Origin of the sequence: Methylocaldum sp. 14B (assembly GCF_002005105.1) — a bacterium.
In the GTDB taxonomy this organism is placed as follows: domain Bacteria; phylum Pseudomonadota; class Gammaproteobacteria; order Methylococcales; family Methylococcaceae; genus Methylocaldum.
In genome coordinates this window covers 187,643-205,785 of record NZ_MSCV01000004.1, presented here as the reverse complement: position 1 = coordinate 205,785, position 18,143 = coordinate 187,643, and the positions used below count along the sequence as shown (strand labels likewise).

At 57.5% G+C, this 18,143-nt stretch carries 17 protein-coding genes; 5 read left to right on the top strand and 12 right to left on the bottom strand.

Annotated features, from left to right (window positions below):
• Positions 1-239 precede the first annotated feature (239 nt).
• Positions 240-1,955 carry a 2-isopropylmalate synthase gene (gene leuA, locus B2A78_RS04630; protein ID WP_205780671.1) on the top strand — a complete coding sequence of 572 codons (1,716 nt, stop codon included), beginning with the start codon at positions 240-242 and terminating at the stop codon, positions 1,953-1,955.
• Positions 1,956-2,067: 112 nt separating this feature from the next.
• On the opposite strand, the gene B2A78_RS25540 is transcribed toward leuA, so the two are convergent.
• The 4 genes from B2A78_RS25540 to B2A78_RS04615 all read right to left on the bottom strand — a co-directional run bounded on the left by B2A78_RS25540 (position 2,068) and on the right by B2A78_RS04615 (position 5,264).
• Complete coding sequence (locus B2A78_RS25540; protein WP_139841056.1) at positions 2,068-2,415, bottom strand: hypothetical protein; 348 nt, start codon at positions 2,413-2,415, stop codon at positions 2,068-2,070.
• 112 nt (positions 2,416-2,527) lie between these two features.
• Positions 2,528-2,839 carry a hypothetical protein gene (locus B2A78_RS04625; protein WP_077728724.1) on the bottom strand — a complete coding sequence of 104 codons (312 nt, stop codon included), beginning with the start codon at positions 2,837-2,839 and terminating at the stop codon, positions 2,528-2,530.
• A 580-nt stretch (positions 2,840-3,419) separates the two neighbouring features.
• Positions 3,420-3,674, bottom strand: a complete 255-nt coding sequence (locus tag B2A78_RS26490; RefSeq protein WP_077728723.1) for a hypothetical protein — start codon at positions 3,672-3,674, stop codon at positions 3,420-3,422.
• 162 nt (positions 3,675-3,836) lie between these two features.
• On the bottom strand, positions 3,837-5,264 hold the full coding sequence (locus tag B2A78_RS04615) for a hypothetical protein (RefSeq protein ID WP_077728722.1): 1,428 nt from the start codon (positions 5,262-5,264) through the stop codon (positions 3,837-3,839).
• A gap of 229 nt (positions 5,265-5,493) precedes the next feature.
• Between B2A78_RS04615 and B2A78_RS04610 the strand changes: the two genes are divergently transcribed.
• From B2A78_RS04610 to B2A78_RS04595, 4 genes are all read left to right on the top strand, one after another.
• Complete coding sequence (locus B2A78_RS04610) at positions 5,494-6,294, top strand: haloacid dehalogenase type II (protein ID WP_168175342.1); 801 nt, start codon at positions 5,494-5,496, stop codon at positions 6,292-6,294.
• A 71-nt stretch (positions 6,295-6,365) separates the two neighbouring features.
• On the top strand, positions 6,366-6,773 hold the full coding sequence (locus tag B2A78_RS04605; RefSeq protein ID WP_077728720.1) for a GFA family protein: 408 nt from the start codon (positions 6,366-6,368) through the stop codon (positions 6,771-6,773).
• Positions 6,774-6,858: 85 nt separating this feature from the next.
• Entirely contained in the window at positions 6,859-7,254 is a 396-nt protein-coding gene (locus B2A78_RS04600; RefSeq protein WP_077728719.1) for an MAPEG family protein, read from the top strand.
• A gap of 5 nt (positions 7,255-7,259) precedes the next feature.
• A complete protein-coding gene (locus B2A78_RS04595) occupies positions 7,260-8,210 on the top strand; it encodes a 2-dehydropantoate 2-reductase (RefSeq protein ID WP_077728718.1) in 951 nt (316 codons plus the stop codon).
• Positions 8,211-8,497: 287 nt separating this feature from the next.
• Here B2A78_RS04595 and B2A78_RS04590 read toward each other — a convergent pair whose 3' ends face one another.
• From B2A78_RS04590 to B2A78_RS04550, 8 genes are all read right to left on the bottom strand, one after another.
• Positions 8,498-9,379 carry an AraC family transcriptional regulator gene (locus tag B2A78_RS04590; protein ID WP_077728717.1) on the bottom strand — a complete coding sequence of 294 codons (882 nt, stop codon included), beginning with the start codon at positions 9,377-9,379 and terminating at the stop codon, positions 8,498-8,500.
• Positions 9,380-9,833: 454 nt separating this feature from the next.
• Positions 9,834-10,079: an ATP-binding protein gene (locus tag B2A78_RS04580; protein ID WP_276205327.1), complete on the bottom strand. Its 246-nt coding sequence runs from the start codon at positions 10,077-10,079 to the stop codon at positions 9,834-9,836.
• Between the two features lie 180 nt (positions 10,080-10,259).
• Positions 10,260-13,958, bottom strand: coding sequence for an HsdR family type I site-specific deoxyribonuclease (locus B2A78_RS04575; RefSeq protein WP_077728715.1), 3,699 nt, complete (start codon positions 13,956-13,958; stop codon positions 10,260-10,262).
• Positions 13,951-14,301 carry a HepT-like ribonuclease domain-containing protein gene (locus B2A78_RS04570; RefSeq protein ID WP_077728714.1) on the bottom strand — a complete coding sequence of 117 codons (351 nt, stop codon included), beginning with the start codon at positions 14,299-14,301 and terminating at the stop codon, positions 13,951-13,953. Before B2A78_RS04570 ends, B2A78_RS04575 begins: the two co-directional genes overlap by 8 nt.
• On the bottom strand, positions 14,298-14,588 hold the full coding sequence (locus B2A78_RS04565; RefSeq protein ID WP_077728713.1) for a nucleotidyltransferase domain-containing protein: 291 nt from the start codon (positions 14,586-14,588) through the stop codon (positions 14,298-14,300). Before B2A78_RS04565 ends, B2A78_RS04570 begins: the two co-directional genes overlap by 4 nt.
• A gap of 90 nt (positions 14,589-14,678) precedes the next feature.
• Positions 14,679-15,221 (bottom strand): transposase, encoded by a 543-nt coding sequence (locus B2A78_RS04560; protein ID WP_077728712.1) that lies wholly within the window; start codon positions 15,219-15,221, stop codon positions 14,679-14,681.
• 1 nt (position 15,222) lies between these two features.
• Positions 15,223-16,416 (bottom strand): restriction endonuclease subunit S, encoded by a 1,194-nt coding sequence (locus B2A78_RS04555; protein WP_077728711.1) that lies wholly within the window; start codon positions 16,414-16,416, stop codon positions 15,223-15,225.
• Entirely contained in the window at positions 16,409-18,106 is a 1,698-nt protein-coding gene (locus B2A78_RS04550) for a class I SAM-dependent DNA methyltransferase (RefSeq protein WP_077728710.1), read from the bottom strand. Before B2A78_RS04550 ends, B2A78_RS04555 begins: the two co-directional genes overlap by 8 nt.
• Positions 18,107-18,143 lie beyond the last annotated feature (37 nt).

Here is an 18,143-nt window from a genome sequence, read left to right as displayed (position 1 = left end):
CCCCGCGCGGGCAAATAACTCACCTCATTTTTTCCTTCGATCGACTGAACACCCTTCACGGGATAACTGCGTCCGTACGACGCCTTTTCCTGGAGTACGACCATGAACCACCTGACGCCCGCCCTACCCCTGCTTCGACTTCAACCCGGTTGCCGGGCCTTGCGTTCGCGGCAGCCCGGCAGCCTTTCCGTCGCCGCAATGGACACTCATCGCATCCGACGAAAACCCAGGAGTCACCGATCATGTTGAAGCAGCCGAACACCAAATACCGTTCCTTTCCCAAGGTCCGACTCGCGGACCGCACCTGGCCCGACCGGGTCGTCACCCAAGCTCCCATCTGGATGAGCACCGATCTTCGCGACGGCAATCAGGCGCTGTTCGAGCCCATGAACGCCGAGCGCAAGATGCGCCTGTTCAAGAGGCTGGTGGATATAGGCTTCAAGGAAATCGAGGTCGCCTTCCCTTCCGCCTCGCAGACCGAATTCGACTTCGTCAGGACTCTGATCGAAGGCGGACACGTCCCCGCCGACGTCACCATAGAGGTGCTCACTCAGGCCCGCGAACACCTGATCCGTCGCACCATGGAATCGCTCTACGGCGCCCGCCGGGCCATCGTCCACGTCTACAACGCGACCGCCCGGCCGTTCCGGGAAGTCGTTTTCGGCATGAGCCCCGACGAAGTCATCGCGATGGCGGTTTCCAGCGTGAAGCTGGTTCGGGAACTCGCGCAGGCGCATCCGGGCACCGAATGGGTGCTCGAATACAGCCCGGAAGCCTTTACCGGCACCGAACTCGAGTTCGCCCGCGACATCTGCGACGCGGTAGTGGAGGCCTGGGGCGCGACTCCGGAGCGCAAGGTCATCATCAACCTGCCGGCGACGGTGGAGATGGCGACACCCAATGTCTACGCCGACCAGATCGAATGGATGCACCGGAATCTGGCGCGGCGCGAATGCGTCGTTCTGAGCGTCCATCCCCACAACGACCGGGGCACCGCGGTCGCCGCAGCGGAACTTGCGGTCATGGCCGGGGCCGATCGTGTCGAGGGTTGTCTGTTCGGCAACGGCGAGCGGACCGGCAACGTGGACTTGGTGACTTTGGCACTCAATCTGTACACCCAGGGCATCGATCCGGGCCTCGATTTTTCGAACATCAACGAGATCGCGCGGACCGTGGAAGACTGCATCCGCTTGCCGATCCATCCGCGCCACCCTTACGTGGGCGATCTGGTATTCACGGCCTTTTCCGGCTCGCATCAGGATGCGATCAAAAAGGGCCTGGCCCATCAGCGGCCCGATACATTCTGGGAAGTGCCTTACCTCCCCATAGACCCGGCCGATTTGGGCCGTTCCTACGACGCCATCATCCGCGTCAACAGCCAGTCGGGGAAAGGCGGCATCGCCTACCTGCTCGAGTCGGCCTATGGACTGGTGCTGCCTCGCCGGCTACAGGTCGAATTCAGCGGCATGGTGCAACGGCATGCCGACGCCACCGGCGCCGAAGTCATGCCGGACGAGCTTTGGCGAATGTTCTCCGAAGAATATCTGGGACCGGCGACGACCATCCGCTATCTCGAGCATCATCTGTTCGAGCATGGAACGGTTCAGGGAATTCGCCTGATGCTGGAAACGAACGGCCGGCGGATCACGCTGACCGGCGAAGGCAACGGTCCCATCGATGCCGTGGCTCACGCCTTCGGGGGAATGGTGCGGGTTCAATCCTATGAAGAACGTTCCATGGGACAAGGAGCCGACGCCAGAGCCGCCGCCTTCGTCGAAGTCGCGATCGACGGCATTCCCGGCATCCGCTATGGCGCCGGCATAAACGCCAACATCGTCACGGCGTCGGTGCTGGCGATCGTCAGCGCCCTGAACCGCGGCCTCAACGGCATCGAACCCGAGGCGCGGGAAGAGGTTGTCGCCATTTTGGAAAAGTCCGTGCGACAGGTCGCTTGATTCGCCGGGAAGCGGAACGAGACGAACGGCGTTTGTCGCGAGAGCGAAGTCCAGGGAGGGACTTCGTCAAAAAAAGGAAACCGGCAAACCAATCAGGACGCTGAGAAGCTCATCATATTCTGCGTGCCCGTGTTTCCGTCCATTGGAAGACTTCCATGACGGGACTGCGCTCGGCACGCCAAATTGAAAATCGGTGTACGGACCGATGCGCCATCACTGTTCTTTCAAGCACCGCCGCTTGCATCGCGGCTTGTTGCGATGCCGGATCAACCGAGCCGGACGTAATATCCAGATCTCCTTCCACTCGATCGAGCGCGCTGTCGTCCAGCCTTGACGATGCAATACCCGTTTCTTGCCGGGACGGCTTATCCAAGGCACGAAACTCGGATTGACCATAGGCACTGGTTATGGATGAGAGCACAAGCGATAACAGACCACCCCGTGTGAATGATTTTTTCATCCGGCTCTTCATGATTTTCTGATCGAGGTAAAAAAGCGGGGGAGCGCATGACCGCTCCCCCGCCTGGTTCTCCGGCCCTCATCAGCATTCGATATGAGCCCGAGGCTTCTCGTTATTTACCGCCAATGCTCTGTTGCGTGACCGACACGATAGTCTGATCGGCGCCGCCCTTACTAAAAAGGGCTAGATTGACCGCAGTTATCGTGGTTACGGCTATGTTCTGGTTAACGTTACCAGCGTTGACCTTACCACCGTTATCTTTCTTAAACGGTATCAAAGTCCCGCCTTCGACGGCAGAGAGTTGCCCTTCGGTCATCGGTTTTAAGCTGGACACCTTGCCCAACGCACGGAAGTCGTTATCGGCCATTGCAGGCCCGGCAACCATAACCGATGACAATACAGCCGCTAATGCATAAGACTTCATAATGGAACTCCTTCTCTCATGATCCAATAATTATGATGACGACGATTTGATCCCAGAGAAATCAAAGTATGCCGATTTTTCACGGAACCCTATCCAACCGGGCTCCGTAACCGAGCTGGCCCGGATTTTACGGACACTAATTCGAACTCCTTTTGCTCATCGTCCAAGTTTTCGATGGCAGCTTGATACGAGAGTTCAACGAAATTCTACGTACGCCGCTTGACGCAGCCGTTGCCCATCCGACACTCGCGGCCGTCAGCTTACTGCACGCTTTCAGCCACCTGAGGAAGCTCTGAACAGTGGATTCCGTTCATGCCCCTTCGACAGGCTCAGGAGAGCGTTCGACAAGCCTGTCCTGAGCCGAGTCGAAGGGCCTGTCCTGAGCCTGTCGAAGGACTTAGAGCGTCTTTCATCCCGGTGTACGGCTTCGTGTCGGGCGGGGAGCACGTAGGTCGGCAATCCCTTGCCGACCTACCTATCGGGCGCTCTGACACCGAATCGGAAAATGCTCTAATCAGAGCTTCCCTGACAGGCGTGACTGTAATCCGGCCGCCCCGATCGGAATAAGGCGGCCTTGGCTTTAATAGCGGAACACTGCGGGCTGGAACCGGATGCCGTCATCCGAAGCACCGACGACCGCTCGTCGCAGCGGCGCGTGCTGAAAGGCGTTGTTCGCGGCCAACGGGAAGGATTGTTCGGAGTGCCCTTCTTCGTCTACGGTCCGCACCGCTACTGGGGCAATGACCGTCTCGAGTGGTTGTGGCAGTGGCGTATCGCCGATCTTGAACCGTTTGCGCAGCTGAACGCCGATCCGCGGGTGGCGGAAACGTTTCAACGCCCGGCCATCCGCTCCGTAAGCACTGTTTGTATCGCCTGCCCAAAGCGCGATGGGAATGCCCTCCCCGATTTGGAGGAGGGCGCAAAGTGCGCCGGTCTTGCCGATAAAAGCCCGACCTTTTACGGCATGCGGCGGTTTTCACTTGGGGCCCCGGCAAATTTACGGATTGCAGTTTTGGAAGGAATTCTTCGAATTGCCCGCGCATAAGTCCCGACCGGCGCCACCGTCGATTCGATCATTGCCCGGACCGCCTAAAATGGCGTCGTTGCCCGCGTCGCCCCGAAGCGTATCGTTGCCGCCGGCACCCGAAATCGCGTCGTTTCCACCACCGCCGCCGACGATATCGTCACCCGCACCGCCACGAAGCCGGTCGTTACCCTCGCCACCACAAATCAGATCATCCCCGCCACGGCCGTCGATCGTGTCGTTGCCGCCCAAGCCGGAAATGACATCGTCGCCCGACGTGCCGCGCAACGCATCGGGGCCATCCGTTCCCTCGATCGCTCCGGCGGGTGGGGAGCCAGCGCACGGGTCCGTTGCCGAGGCTACGGCTATCCCTGACGGCTGGACAATGTGGGGATCGGTAATCGAAGTCAGCAAGACGCCGGTGCGCGCGTCATACACCTTGACATCATTGGCATAGTATTCCGAGACGTACAATTTCCCCTTGTAGGGATGCAGCGCGATCTGATCCCATCCGATCGATGCGAACGTACTGGAAACCGGAATTGAAAACAGATGCTCGGCGCCGAGTACCGCGGTAACTGCGTTATACGCAAAGACGTCGACGAGACCCTCGAAGCCGCTTCTGGCAAAGACCCGGCGTCCTGCGAAATCCACCAGGCCGGAAACGCCCTGTATACCGGATAACGGTCGTGTGTCGACCTGTTTTAGCCCGGGGATCGTGAACGACTTAATTTCAGCAGGAAAGCCATTAAGGACAAGGCCCGACGTGCCACCCGGAGCGCAAAAGACATTGTTGGGTTCATCGGAACCGAGAGACAGGCCCTCACCCGTATCCCTCAACAGGCCCGCGCCATCGATGGTGAGGCGGCGCACCCTCCTGTCCGTATACGATACGGCCAGCACCGAGCCATCGCTGCAGACTTCGATCGAACTGGTATCAGAGCCCACGAACAAGGTATGGATCTCGGTCTGGCTGGCGATGTCGACGACCGAGATCGGTTGAGGATCAATGGAATCGCACACCAGCAGGAACTTGCCGTCCGGGCTGATCGCGAGCTCCTCGCCATGATTGGAAATGGGAATCGGGTTTGGGCCTTCGGCAAGTCGGGGTGGCAACGCGGTCAAATCGATGACGAAGACCTCGCTGTTGAAATTGGTCACAAAGCCCCGAGTCTGATCCGGCGTAATAACAACGTCACCGATACTGAAACCTGGGATTGTCGTTACCGAGCCCAACACCGTATCGGTGTCGGCATCGAATACCGTAACTGATCGTGTAGCATCATCCGCTACCATGCCGAGAGTCCTCGCGAAGAGCGAGGGGGCCTGTAAGGCCAGGACAAGAATAACGCCATTGAGCACCGCCGCCGGGCCAATCCTTGTCCCGTAATCGCTATCCATACGACTTCATCCCTGCAGGTGTGATTGAAAGGCGGTCTGCAAAATCCATTGAAGAAAAGGTGCATAATCTTGGACACACTCAGGATCGGACCATTCGTATCGGATCCAAGAATTAACGTGAAGCGCCGTATGCGCATCAGTCGGTCGACACGGACCGGACCCATCCAATTTCCACCCTTCGTTCGAGGTACCAAGAACTATGAGTTCGTCCATCACCCGGAGAAAGTTTATGCTTGCCGCGTCGTCACTCGGGCCTCTCATCCTGACCAACCCACTTTACGTCTTCGCCAAGACCGGCCGTGGTGACTCGGAAGTATCTCGCCCACGCAATGAGGCAGAGCGACGACCGCGATCGGGTGACGAGCGGAAGCCTCGCATCCTGGTCTTCGACGTCAATCAGACGATGCTGGATCTGAATGCGCTTCGGCCGCAATTCGAGCATGCGTTCGGCAACGGCGCCGCGCTGGACGAGTGGTTTTCGCTTCTTTTGCAATACTCGATGGTTGTGTCCCTGACCGACGCGTACTCCGACTTCGGATCGATCGGCAAAGCGACGCTGGACATGCTGGCTGACACCAAGGGAATCAAGCTCTCCGCCGAGGACAAGAAGCGTATTCTGCAAGGCATACTGACGCTCCCGCCCCACCCGGACATGGTCGACAGTTTGGAACGCTTGCGCGCCGCGGGCTTCCGAATGGTCACGCTGACCAATTCGAGCCCAGCGGCCGTCAAGGCACAGCTGGAAAACGCCCGGCTCACCGAGTATTTCGAGGAGTCCATCTCGGTGGACTCCATACACCGTTTCAAGCCCGATTTGCAGGTCTATCGGAGCGCAGCCGAGCATCTCAGTGCCAAGCCGAACAAACTACGGCTCATCGCCGCGCATGCCTGGGACGTGTTCGGCGCGATGCAGGCGGGATGGCACGCCGCGTTTGTCGCGCGACAGGGAATCCCCCTGTTCCCGCTGGCTCAGAAACCGGATATCGTAGCCTCCGACATGAAAGGCGTGACCGACGCGCTCCTGCGGTAAGGTCTTGCTCTACGAGCAGCTGGCACCATCACCGTTGCTCCCCTACCGAACAACCCTATCGAGGACACAGAATGATTACCGGCGGCTGCCTGTGCGGCACGATCAGATATGAAATGGATAACCCGCTTCAGTTCGCGCGTAACTGCCACTGCGCCATGTGCCGAAAATCTACCGGCGCAGCCTTCGCGACCTGGGGCTATGTCGAAGTCCAAAATTTTCGGTGGGTCCAGGGGGAGGAGTTCTTGGGACACTACCCGTCGTCTCCCGAGATCACGCGAACTTTCTGCGAGGTGTGCGGTTCGAACCTGCAGTTTCTTGCCATGCGGGCTTCGGCGGCAGCTTTCGGTTTGGCATTGGGCACGGTCGACAGCGATCCCGGCTGCAAACCCATGCGTCATGTGATGGTCGGTTCCAAGGCGCCATGGTTTGACATCACCGATCATTTGCCGCAATCCATGCTGGCTGCGCCGGATGACTAATTAGCCGGCATTCCGTGCTCCGACCTAAAAAGGACATACCACAGTACGTCCGTTCTAAACCAGGCAGTTCGACGCCCTCAGGAGAATCCAGCTTCATGAACACCTATCTGGTCTTCTCGTCGTCTTATACTTTCTGCTGAGTGTTCATGTCTCCGGGCGTCAGGGGGCTAGCAAAACGCTCATCGGCATGGATGCCGATCCGTCGAGCCCCCTCAACAAGGCCATTCGCGCGCATGGCAATGCCGCGGAGTACGTGCCCCTGTTGATCGTTCTTTTTCTTTACTTCAATACCGTTGGCGCCGGCGCATGGGTCGAGTGGACGGTAGTCGCCCTCACCCTCTGCCGAGTGCTTCATGCGGCGGGCATGCTGATGTCCGCCGATCTCAACCGGCCCCATCCGCTTCGCATCATCGGAGCCTTGGGTACTTACCTCGGCGGTTTCGCCCTCGGAATCGCTCTCTTGCTTAGCACAGCATCGTGAAAGAAATGAAAATAGCCATCATCGGAATCGGCGGGGTGGGCGGGTATTACGGCGGCAAGCTGGCCCGGTTTTACGCGGCTGGAAATGATCCCGAGATCGTGTTCGTCGCCAGGGGCGAGAACTTGAGGGCGATCCAGGCTCACGGCCTTCGTCTGACTACCGAAAACGAAAGCTTTACCTCGCGGCCTCACGTGGCCACCGACGATCCGTCCGAGCTTGGGGTCTTCGATTTAGTCCTGTTTTGCGTCAAGTCCTACGATCTCGAATCCAGCGCGCATTCCCTCAAAGGCAATGTCGACGAACGGACCACGATCATCACGCTGCTCAACGGCGTCGACAACGCCGAACGCTTGAAAGCGATTCTCCCCGAAGCGCGCATTTGCAACGGTTGCGTCTACATCGGCGCCCGCCTCGCTGCCCCAGGCGTAGTCCACCAGGCCGGAGGATCGTGCAAACTGTTTTTCGGCCCGGAGAGCGCAACAGCCGGAGATTTCGAAGCGATCGAAGCGCTCCTGCGGAAAGCGGACATCAAGGCCGAGTACCGGCGGGACATCGACGCCGTGGTCTGGGAAAAATATCTGTTCGTTTCGCCTTTCGCGAGCGCGACGGCCTATTTCGACAAGACCTTCGGCGAACTCATGGACGACGACGAAAGCAAGGCGGTCCTGATCAGACTATACGAAGAACTCGAATGCGTCGCCCGGGCGAAAAACGTTCGTCTGCCGCCCGACATCCGGGAGCTCTCGCTGGGCAAAGCCGCATCGTTTCCCCATGGTGCGAAATCGTCCATGCACATGGACTTCGAAAAAGGCGGGCGGACCGAATTGGAAACGATGACGGGAGCCGTGGTCGGAATGGCGCGCCAGTACGGAATTCCCGCGCCGCTCCACGAACAGGTCTATCGCGCCTTGTCGGCGCGTGCGGAACGGTTCGTCCAGAAAAGCGAACCGGCGTGAATGCGCTTCAGCTCATAGGATGCGCTGAGGTACGACAAATCGGCAGGGCGAGGCGCAACGCGACGAGCGGGCAGGCCAGGGACGGGCTGCCCCGGACTCGCGAGCGAAGCGGGACAGCGTAGCGTGGCGAGGCCAATTTGCACGGCGGAGCCGCCCACAGGGTGCCGGATAGGGAGGTCCGGCATGAACCGCATCGATCGCGAACAATGCCTGTCCTGAGCCCAGTCGAAGGGCCTATCCTGAGCCCGGTCGAAGGGGGCTTCCCTTCGTTCAGCGCATCCTGTGAGCTAATAAATGGGCAGAAATACGTCAGTAACAGCCTCGCCTTCCGACACATCCGGAAAGAACCGGATTCGTTGCAAGAACATCGGAAAATCTCTCGGTTCTTCTCCGCTTTGCGGCAACCATTCGGAATAAAGGTATCGGATGGTATCTCGAAGGGTGTCATCGGAGCCGATGTGCCGCAACACCGCGCATCTGCCTCCGGGAATGGTTTTGCTCACTATTCGGACTTCGTTGTTGGCGAGGTCGTGAACGGTTGCTGCACATATGTCGATACGATAATCCTCAGGGGCGATTTCTGCCGGGTCGTTGTAGAGAATGTTGAATGTGGCACTAACCTTTGGCGAGAGATGATTCTGCTTTCGCCATTCGATGAATTTCCGTATTGAGTTACCGATCAGTTGTGGGTCGCCACGATGTTCAAGCGCGGCGACCTTGGTTTCATTGAAGGTGACGATTTTGACCTGCTCGCCGTTCGTTATCGATTTCATGTGATTGCTCCTTAGTTCGCTCAATCGTTGATAGGTCGCGTACCAAGGATTCCACTGAGGCTGACGCCTGAATTCGGAAGGTGACTGCCCGATGCTCTTTTTGAATGCGCGAGAGAACGACCCTGGCCCTTTGTAGCCACTGGCCAAAGCTATGTCGATGACTTGGCGGTGGCTGCGAAATGCTAGCTGATAAGAGGCTCGTTTCAAGCGACAAAGTTGAACATACTCGTATACACCGATCCCGAAGAGTTCAGAGAACTGCCGGTGGAAATGATATTTCGAGAAGGCCGCAACACCGCTGAGTATTTCCACGGAAAGGTCGTCCTCCAGGTGGTTATCAATGTATTCAAGCACCTTCTGGAACCGAGCGTGGACCTTCGCTGTGTTAGTGTTCAAAGAAACGTCTCCTTGGCGTTCAGGAGACTATCGTTCCAAGAACGAAGGGGCATAACAGATCTTGCGGAGCTAACGTTTTTGTTGACACATAATCGGGATAGGGCGATGCCTTACGGCACCGCTCCTCCCACACCACCGGGCATACGGGTCAGGTACCACGGCGGTTCGATGAATAACGGCCATCTCATGCTGCCAGCTCCGGCAGCCCCAGGTTAAGGAAGGTACGGCGCGGTAAGGCCAGCGTCAAAGTGGGCGTCTTGCTAAGCCGCCAGGGGCCATGCGCCGATTTACTGGTGTTCCAGGCTTCCCGGACGCTGACCCCGCATCTTCTCAGTTCGCGGTAACCCGCTCTTCCCCATTGCTTCCACTGATAGTAGCCGTAGGCGAACCCGGTTATCGAGCCGTTGTCGGCAAAGGATTGCCGACCTACAACATCTGTAATCGCCGATGTCAGTCAGGGGCCGGCAAAAACCGGGGACGACACCTTGGGCAAAGTCACCTTCACCAGCAAGCCGCCGCCCGGTCGGTCGGCCAGGGCAATTTCGCCGCCGTGGCGGCGCACGACCATGCGGGCGATGGCGAGCCCCAGCCCGGTGCCGCCGGTTTTGCGGCTGCGCGAGGCTTCCAGGCGGAAGAACGGGACGAAAACCCGATCCCTCATCGCGTCGGGAATTCCGGGTCCGCGGTCGCCGCTATCGATCAGTCGTAGGTCGGCAATCCTTTGCCGACAAACCCGTTGGCCCGACGGAAGTGTCGGGAAGGGATTCCCGACCTACTCGCAAGTGCCCGTTCAGCAGGTATAAAAATGCGCCAGCGGAAACCCAGCATTCCGCGGCGCCGATAAGATGGGATTCCGCGAAGTTCCGTCCCAGCCTACGGGCTAAACGCCCACGCCACCGGCGGCAATCTCATTCGCCAGCATTTCCGCCTGCTTCAGCACCGTCTCGGTTGCCAGCTTCTGCATATCCGGCGGATATCCGTACTGCCGCAATGTTCGCTTCACAATGACTTTCAGCTTCGCCTTGACGCTCTCCTTGATTGTCCAATCGATAGACGCGTTGGCTTTTACTCTTTCGAACAACACGACGGCCAGTTCGCGCAGCTTGTCTTGTTGCATCAGCTCTCTGGCGCTCTTGTTGTTGGCCACGGCGGTATAGAAAGCGTACTCATAATCGCTCATGCCCAGCGCTTCGGCCTGTTTGTCCGATTCGACGATTTCCTTGCTAACGTTAATCAGCTCCTCGATCACTTCGGCTGCCGTCAGTACCTTGGCGTGGTAGCGTTTGATGGCGTCTTCGAGCATTTCCAACAAACGCTTGCTTTCGACCAGATTCTTTTTTGCGCGCGCCCTAATTTCGTCATTGAGCAGTTTCTTCAATACTTCCAGCGCGATGTTTTTGTGCTCCTTGTTTTTTAACTCCAGCAGAAATTCTTCGGAGAGAATCGAGATATCGGGCTTTTTGATCCCCGCCGCGTCGAATACATCGATGACCTGCTCCGACACCAGCGCCTTGTCGATGACCTGCCGAACGGTGGTTTCAATCTCCCCGTCAGCACGCCCGAACCCGGTGCTGTCGAACTTCACCAAGCGTGCCTTCACCGCCTGGAAGAAGGCGACCTCATCCTTCACATCCAAGGCTTGATCGTGGGGAATGGCGATGGCGAACGCCTGAGATAAAGCCGTAACCTCATCAATGTAGCGTTTCTTTCCATCCTCCAGCCCGAGGATATATTCCTCCGCCGCCAGGATCATGGATAGCTTCCCGGATGTATCGGCCTCGAAGTAGTCTTCGTAGGCGAAACCGTCGAACATCTGAGAAACCACTTCCAATTTTTCCAGCAGGAGCTGCACCGCCTGTTCCTGGGCCAGCATGGGGTCGCCCTTGCCGCCGGCATCGGCATAAAACGACAAGGCCTGTTTAAGATCCGACGCTATGCCCAAGTAATCCACCACCAGCCCTGCCGGTTTGTCGCCGTACACGCGGTTGACCCGCGCGATGGCCTGCATCAGGTTGTGGCCCTTCATGGGCTTGTCGATATACAAGGTGTGCATGCACGGCGCGTCGAATCCCGTAAGCCACATGTCCCGCACAATGACCAGCTTTAACCCGTCATACGGATCCTTCATACGCTCGGCCAGGGCCTTGCGTTGCTGCTTGGTGGTGTGATGCTTGGCCAACTTCGGGCCGTCCGACGACGAGGCCGTCATCACCACCTTGATGACGCCCTCGGTAAGCTCATCCGAGTGCCACCGCGGCCTTAGCTTGATGATTTCGTCATAAAGCTCGACCGCAATGCGCCGCGACATGGCCACGATCATGCCCTTGCCGACGAATACTTCCTGGCGCTTTTCAAAGTGCGCCACGATATCCTGAGCCACATTCCTGATGCGCTGCGCCGCGCCGACCAAGGACTCCATCTGGGTCCACTTGGTCTTGGCCTTCTGGGTCTCGGTCAGTTCGTCCTGCTCCAGCTCTTCGTCCAGTTCAGCGATTAACTTCTTGCCTTCTTCACTGAGCGACACCTTGGCCAAACGGCTTTCGTAATAAATCTTCTTGGTGGCGCCGTCTTCCACCGCCTGGGCAATGTCGTAGACATCGATGTAATTGCCGAACACCGCCGGCGTGTTCACATCGGTCTTTTCGATGGGCGTGCCGGTAAAGCCGAGGTAAGTCGCATTGGGCAGGGCGTCGCGCAGGTACTTGGCAAAGCCATAGACGATCTTCTTGCCCGTGACGTTGCCTTGCGCGTCCTTCTCGTCCACGGTCTTGGCCTTGAAGCCGTACTGGGTGCGGTGCGCTTCGTCGGCAATCACCACCACATTGCGGCGGTCGGTCAATTGCTCGTAGACATTGCCTGCATCCGGCTGGAATTTCTGAATGGTGGTGAAGATCACCCCGCCGGAAGCGACCTTGAGCAAGTCTTTCAGTTGCTGGCGGTCTTCGACCTGTTTGGGTTCCTGCCGCAACACCTGGGTACAGGCCGCGAAGGTATCGAACAGTTGGTCATCCAGATCGTTGCGGTCGGTGATCACCACAATGGTGGGATTGTCCAGCGCCAGCACGATCTTGCCGGTGTAAAACACCATCGACAGCGACTTGCCGCTGCCCTGGGTGTGCCACACCACCCCGGCCTTACGGTCGCCCGGCGGTTGCGTCTTTACGCTCGCCATGCCGTAGCTCTCCGGCGTTTCCGCCGCTCCGGGCGTCGCTTCACTCGCCGCGCGCAAGGTGGAGGCGACGGCGGCGTTGACGGCATAGTACTGGTGGTACGCGGCCAGCTTCTTGATGGTAGTCACTGTCGTGATACCACCCTCTCTTCCGTCTCTCCCAGAGGGAGAGAGACTTTTGCTGATCTGCTCAAACACCGACTCTGGGTCGTCGAGCAGGTCTTCATTTTTGAACCGTAAAACCTTATTTCCAAGGCTCTGCAAATATTTGTCGCGCTTCTCGTCTTTTTTCTTCTGCTCAGGCTGCTCGTGAATTTCTCCGTCAAATTCAATGACGAGATTTTCGGAGTGGCAGTAGAAATCAACAGCGTAATGACCGAATTGGTGCTGTCTTCTGAATTTCAAACCCAGGAATTGCCTGTTTCGTACAAGCTCCCAGAATACATCCTCGGCTTTCGTTTGATGCTTGCGCAACTCACGAACCTGCTTTTTCAATCCGACAAAATCCATCCCACCGCGATAATGGCCGCCCTCCCCTTGGGAGAGACTGAGGGAGGGCTGTCCTTGAACGGTAGTCCGTTCGCGATAATGGCTTCCCTCCCCTTGGGAGGGATTGAGGGAGGGTTGTTTTTGAACGGTAGTCCGTTCAAAAACAATGAAATGCCGCAGCAAATCCAGCAGCGTGGCCCTGTTCAGCATGCCGTTAACCAAGGTCTCCAACTGGCTGATAAGCGGAGAGGCTTCCAGCTTGCCGTCCGCCGTTTTCCACGCCATGAAGCGGGAGAATCCCGCCGATAGCGACCCCACCTTGGCTTCCAATCCATCGGAAATCACCAGCATCCCGTTGTAGGCAAACAGGCTGGGAATCTCCGCCTTGTAGGTCTGCAACTGCTTGTACGCGGCGCCGATGGTGGCGTTTTCATCGGCGGCGTTCTTAAGTTCCATCACCACCAGCGGCAGGCCGTTGACGAACAACACCACGTCCGGACGCTTGTTCTGGTGGTTCTCGATCACCGTAAACTGATTGGCGACGATAAATTCGTTGTTGTCCGGCCTGGCGAAATCCACCAGCCACACCAGATCGCCGCGCTCATGTCCTTTGTCCTGATAGATCACCTTGATGCCTTCGGTGAGCATCCGGTGGAAAGCCTCGTTGTTGGTGATGAGTTCCGGCGAATTGAGCCGCTGGATCTGTTTGATGGCCTCTTCGCGCGCGTCGGCGGGAATGCTCGGGTTGATGCGCGCCACCGCCGTGCGCAAGCGTTCCAGCAGCAACACCTCCTCGAAGCGGTCCCGTTCCGGTGTTTCGCTGTCCGGCGCGATATCGGGGGCGTAGATATATTGATAGCCGAGCCGTTCCAGCAACTCGATGGCGAAGGTTTCGATTTCGGACTCCGAAATCCTACTCATCACGACCGCCCGATTCCTGCGCCAGCATAGCCCTGATGCAATCCTCAAGCGGTTGCAGGTGTCTTTCGATCACATTACTGATGGTCAGAGGGTCGATGGAGCCGAGGTAATTGTGTACGAGAATGTTGCGAAAGCCGCTGATCTCTCTCCACGGAATGGATGGGAAGGCGGCTTTCCGGTCGTCGGGCAGTAATTGGGTGGCTTCGGAAAGGGTCTGCAGATTTCGCAATGCGGCATCGTACAGCACCTCGTCCCGAGCAAGGTCGCCGCGCGCCTGAATACGCCGGATTTTGGCGATGGCGTCCAGGATATGCAGCGCATAAGGCTGCCACGGTTTATTCATAACTCCACAGCCTCGTTCATCACTTGCTCGCGAATGTGCCGATTGAGTTCGTGCTCCGGCACCACTTCCACCTTGCGATGCAGCAACTCCTCCAGTTCTTGTGCCAGCGGGATGCGTTGACTAAAGAGATCGTAACCGCGGGGAAGATCAACCAGAAAATCAACATCGCTGTCGGGCCGCTCCTCGCGCCGCGCCACGGAGCCAAACACCCGGATATGCCGCGCGCCATACTGCCGCGCCAGCGCCTCGATCCGATGTCTATTCCGCCGCAATTCATCCAGTAACATTCTTGTCTCCTATGCTCATGGCAATATTGGCGTGACTATACTTTTCCCATGCATGACTGCCTATGCAGCTCAATGGCGGGTTCGGTCGGGCTAAACATAGTACACATCCTCGCGCCATCTCTGCGGGTTGGATTGAATGTATTCCGCAATCTTCAAATAGGTGGAGTCATCGCGGATGATGTGTTCGTAATAATTGCGTTGCCATACCGGTGAAGAGGGCGAATTGCGCAATTGATTGATTCGTTTCGTCACCGCGGATTTATACCCGCGCACCACATCCCCGATCGTAGGGGCGCGTTGCACGCGCCCTGGCTCGTGTCCGGCATCGCAATCAGGGCGCGTGCAACGAGGGCGCGTGCAACGTGCCCCTACAACGATGATTCCGTGCATGTGATTTGGCATAACGATATATTCATCGAATAAAACATTGTGGCGCATTTTTGCCGTCGCCAATATTTCATCCGCGGCTATGACGCCCGCTTCGGACAGGTTCATTTCGCCATTGATCACCTCCCCAAACAGGGGAGTGCGGTCATGTGTGCATAGGGTGACGAAATACATTCCAGCCCGGGAATAATCGTAGCCGCGCAGGCGTATGGAACGGCGACGGTGAATGTCGGGGTTAAAGGTCATTTCATGCCTGCGCCACGCGGACTTCGCCGCTCATGAGTTTGGGCAGCAGGGTGTCGCGGAGTTTTTCGAGTTTTCGTATCTGCTTCTGATTGACCTTGATCTTGTCGAAAATTGGAGAGACAGATTCGTTAAATACCGCCAGTTTTTCTGTAGGTGGCTTGCTCGCCTGTAGTGCCTTGAAATTCGACTTAGATATTTCCTCGAACGTGGAGCCGTTCCCTGCATTCTTGATTTCATCCATGTTCACCTTGCACCAGAGATACATGAAATAGTTAGAGAGCGCCTTATCACAGACGATTGCGATATAGCCCTGGTTAATGGCAACTGGAATATCTGCAATAGCCAAATATCCAATTGGCGCACGAGACGAAAGCAGCACCGTTCCGATTGGCATCAGTCCAGAGCCGATTTGCGCCAAACCAAGCTCAGTTATTTTTCTCTCTGTGTCGAATAGAAAAACAGAATCGTGGCTCGACAAATCGCGTGGCGAAGTCCAGTGAATATCGCCATCCCAATAAGCAGGCTCTTTGGTGCTCGGCGTTGTACCACCCTTTACGGAAACAACATCGCCAAGCTCAACACCATCCCAATCCTCCTGCGCCTCTTCCACAAACCACTGGCGGAAAAGGGTTTCGGCCATGGCTTCAAGGGTTTTGTTTTGGCGGTGGAGCAGGTCGATTTTGTCGTCGAGGCTGGAGAGGACCGAGGCGATGGCTTTTTGTTCATATGGCGGTGGGAGCAACAATGGAACTCGCTGCAAAATTGCAGAATTCAAGTTTGGCATGGTCGTTCCAACTGCATGACCGCTGATCCACCCTTTGATTTCGTCCGTTGACAGATAATATGCACAAAATCTCGGATAGACCTTTTTGGATGTAAATCTAACCCTTAGACATCCCGTACCACAAAGCCAACCCGCCTGCTCATGCGTAACATAAGCACATTTCTCAACGTCGCCCCGACGACTGTAAACAATATCGTTTTCTTGTACCAAATATCTTTCAAGACGCTGCGCATCGGCTTCCTTGATGCATGCTATCCCCTCTGTTCGTATCTCAAGCCGATTGCCGATGTTTGTCGGCATAATGGACGGGATGCCGATTTCAACATAGTCTGCGGCGTGAAGCTGACTACCAAAAGGACCAGTCTGTATATCGGCTATATCGCCTAGCGTGCAATCCTCCCACTTAGCCATCAATCTTCACCTTCGCCAAATTTTCCGCAATCAATGCATTCAAGCGCGCCTCTTCTTTCAACTGCGCTTCAAACTCCGCCTTGAGCTTGGTGAAGCGTTCCTTGAAGTCGAAGTCGTCCTCCTCATCCGGAAGGCCGACGTAACGGCCCGGCGTGAGTACATAGTCCAGTTCGCGCACGCGCTCGATGGGGGCGGAGGCGCAGAAGCCCTTGATGTCTTGATAGACACCCTCACCCTGCCCTCTCCCGGAGGGAGAGGGTTCTGGATTGTGCCCTCTTTCAGAGAGCGAGGGTTCTGGGTTGTGCCGTCGCCCGGAGAGCGAGGGGTCTTTGTTGCGCCACTTGTGGTAGGTGTCGGCGATCTTCTTGATGTCTTCGCGGGAAAACTCGCGGGTGCGGCGGTTGATGAGGTGGCCGAGGTTGCGGGCGTCGATGAACAGTATCTCGTCCCTCCGGTCTCGATATCCCTCTCCCCCTCTCCCATTGGGAGAGGGGTGGCCACTAGGCCGGGGTGAGGGTTCGCCGCGCCCGCGGCGAATGAACCACAGGCAGGCTGGGATTTGGGTATTCAGGAACAGCTTGGCGGGCAGGTTGACGATGCAGTCCACCAGCCGCGCCTCCACCAGCGCCTTGCGGATCTCGCCCTCGCCGGAGGTCTTGGAGGTGAGCGAGCCCTTGGCGAGGACGAAGCCGGCCTGGCCGTTGGGGTTGAGGTGGTAGAGGAAATGCTGGATCCAGGCGTAGTTGGCGCTGCCGACCGGCGGCGCGCCGTACTGCCAGCGGCCGTCCTTGCGCAGCAGCTCGCCGCTCCAGTCGCTGTCGTTGAAGGGCGGGTTGGCGATGACGTAATCGGCCTTCAGGTCCTTGTGGGCGTCGTTGAGGAACGAGCCCTCGTTGTTCCATTTCACCTGCGAGCTGTCGATGTGGCGGATGGCGAGGTTCATCTTCGCCAGGCGCCAGGTGGTGTGGTTGCTCTCCTGGCCGAAGATGGAGATGTCGTTCACCTTGCCCTGGTGGTCTTCGACGAACTTTTCCGACTGCACGAACATGCCGCCGGAACCGCAGCAGGGGTCGAGCACCCGGCCCTTGTAGGGCTCCAGCATTTCCACCAGCAGTTCGACCACGCTGCGCGGCGTGTAGAACTGGCCGCCCTTCTTGCCTTCGGCCAGGGCGAATTCGCCGAGGAAATATTCGAACACGTGGCCGAGGATATCCGCGCTGCGCGCCTTGGCTTCGCCCAAGGCGATATTGCCGACCAGGTCGATCAACCCGCCAAGGTTGGTGGGGTCGAGGTTGCCGCGGGCGTAGACCTTGGGCAGCACGTCGCGCAGCGAGGGGTTTTCCTTTTCGATGGCGTCCATGGCGGCGTCCACCGTCTTGCCGATGTCCGGCTGCTTGGCCTTGGTGAGCAGATACGACCAGCGCGCGGTCTCCGGCACGAAGAAAACATTCTCCGCCTTGTATTCGTCCTTGTCCTCCGGGTCGGCCCCGGCGTACTCGCCCTCGCCTGCCTTGAGTTTTTCGTACAGTTCGTCGAAGGCGTCGGAGATGTACTTGAGGAAGATCAGCCCCAGCACGATGTGCTTGTACTCCGCCGCGTCGATGTTCTTGCGCAGCTTGTCCGCCGCTTTCCAGAGCTGCTTTTCGATGGGTTCTTCCTGTTTGGGTATTTGGGCGTTCTTTCTGGCCATGTTTTTTGAGTGCAAGGTCCACTTCTTGGATGGATCG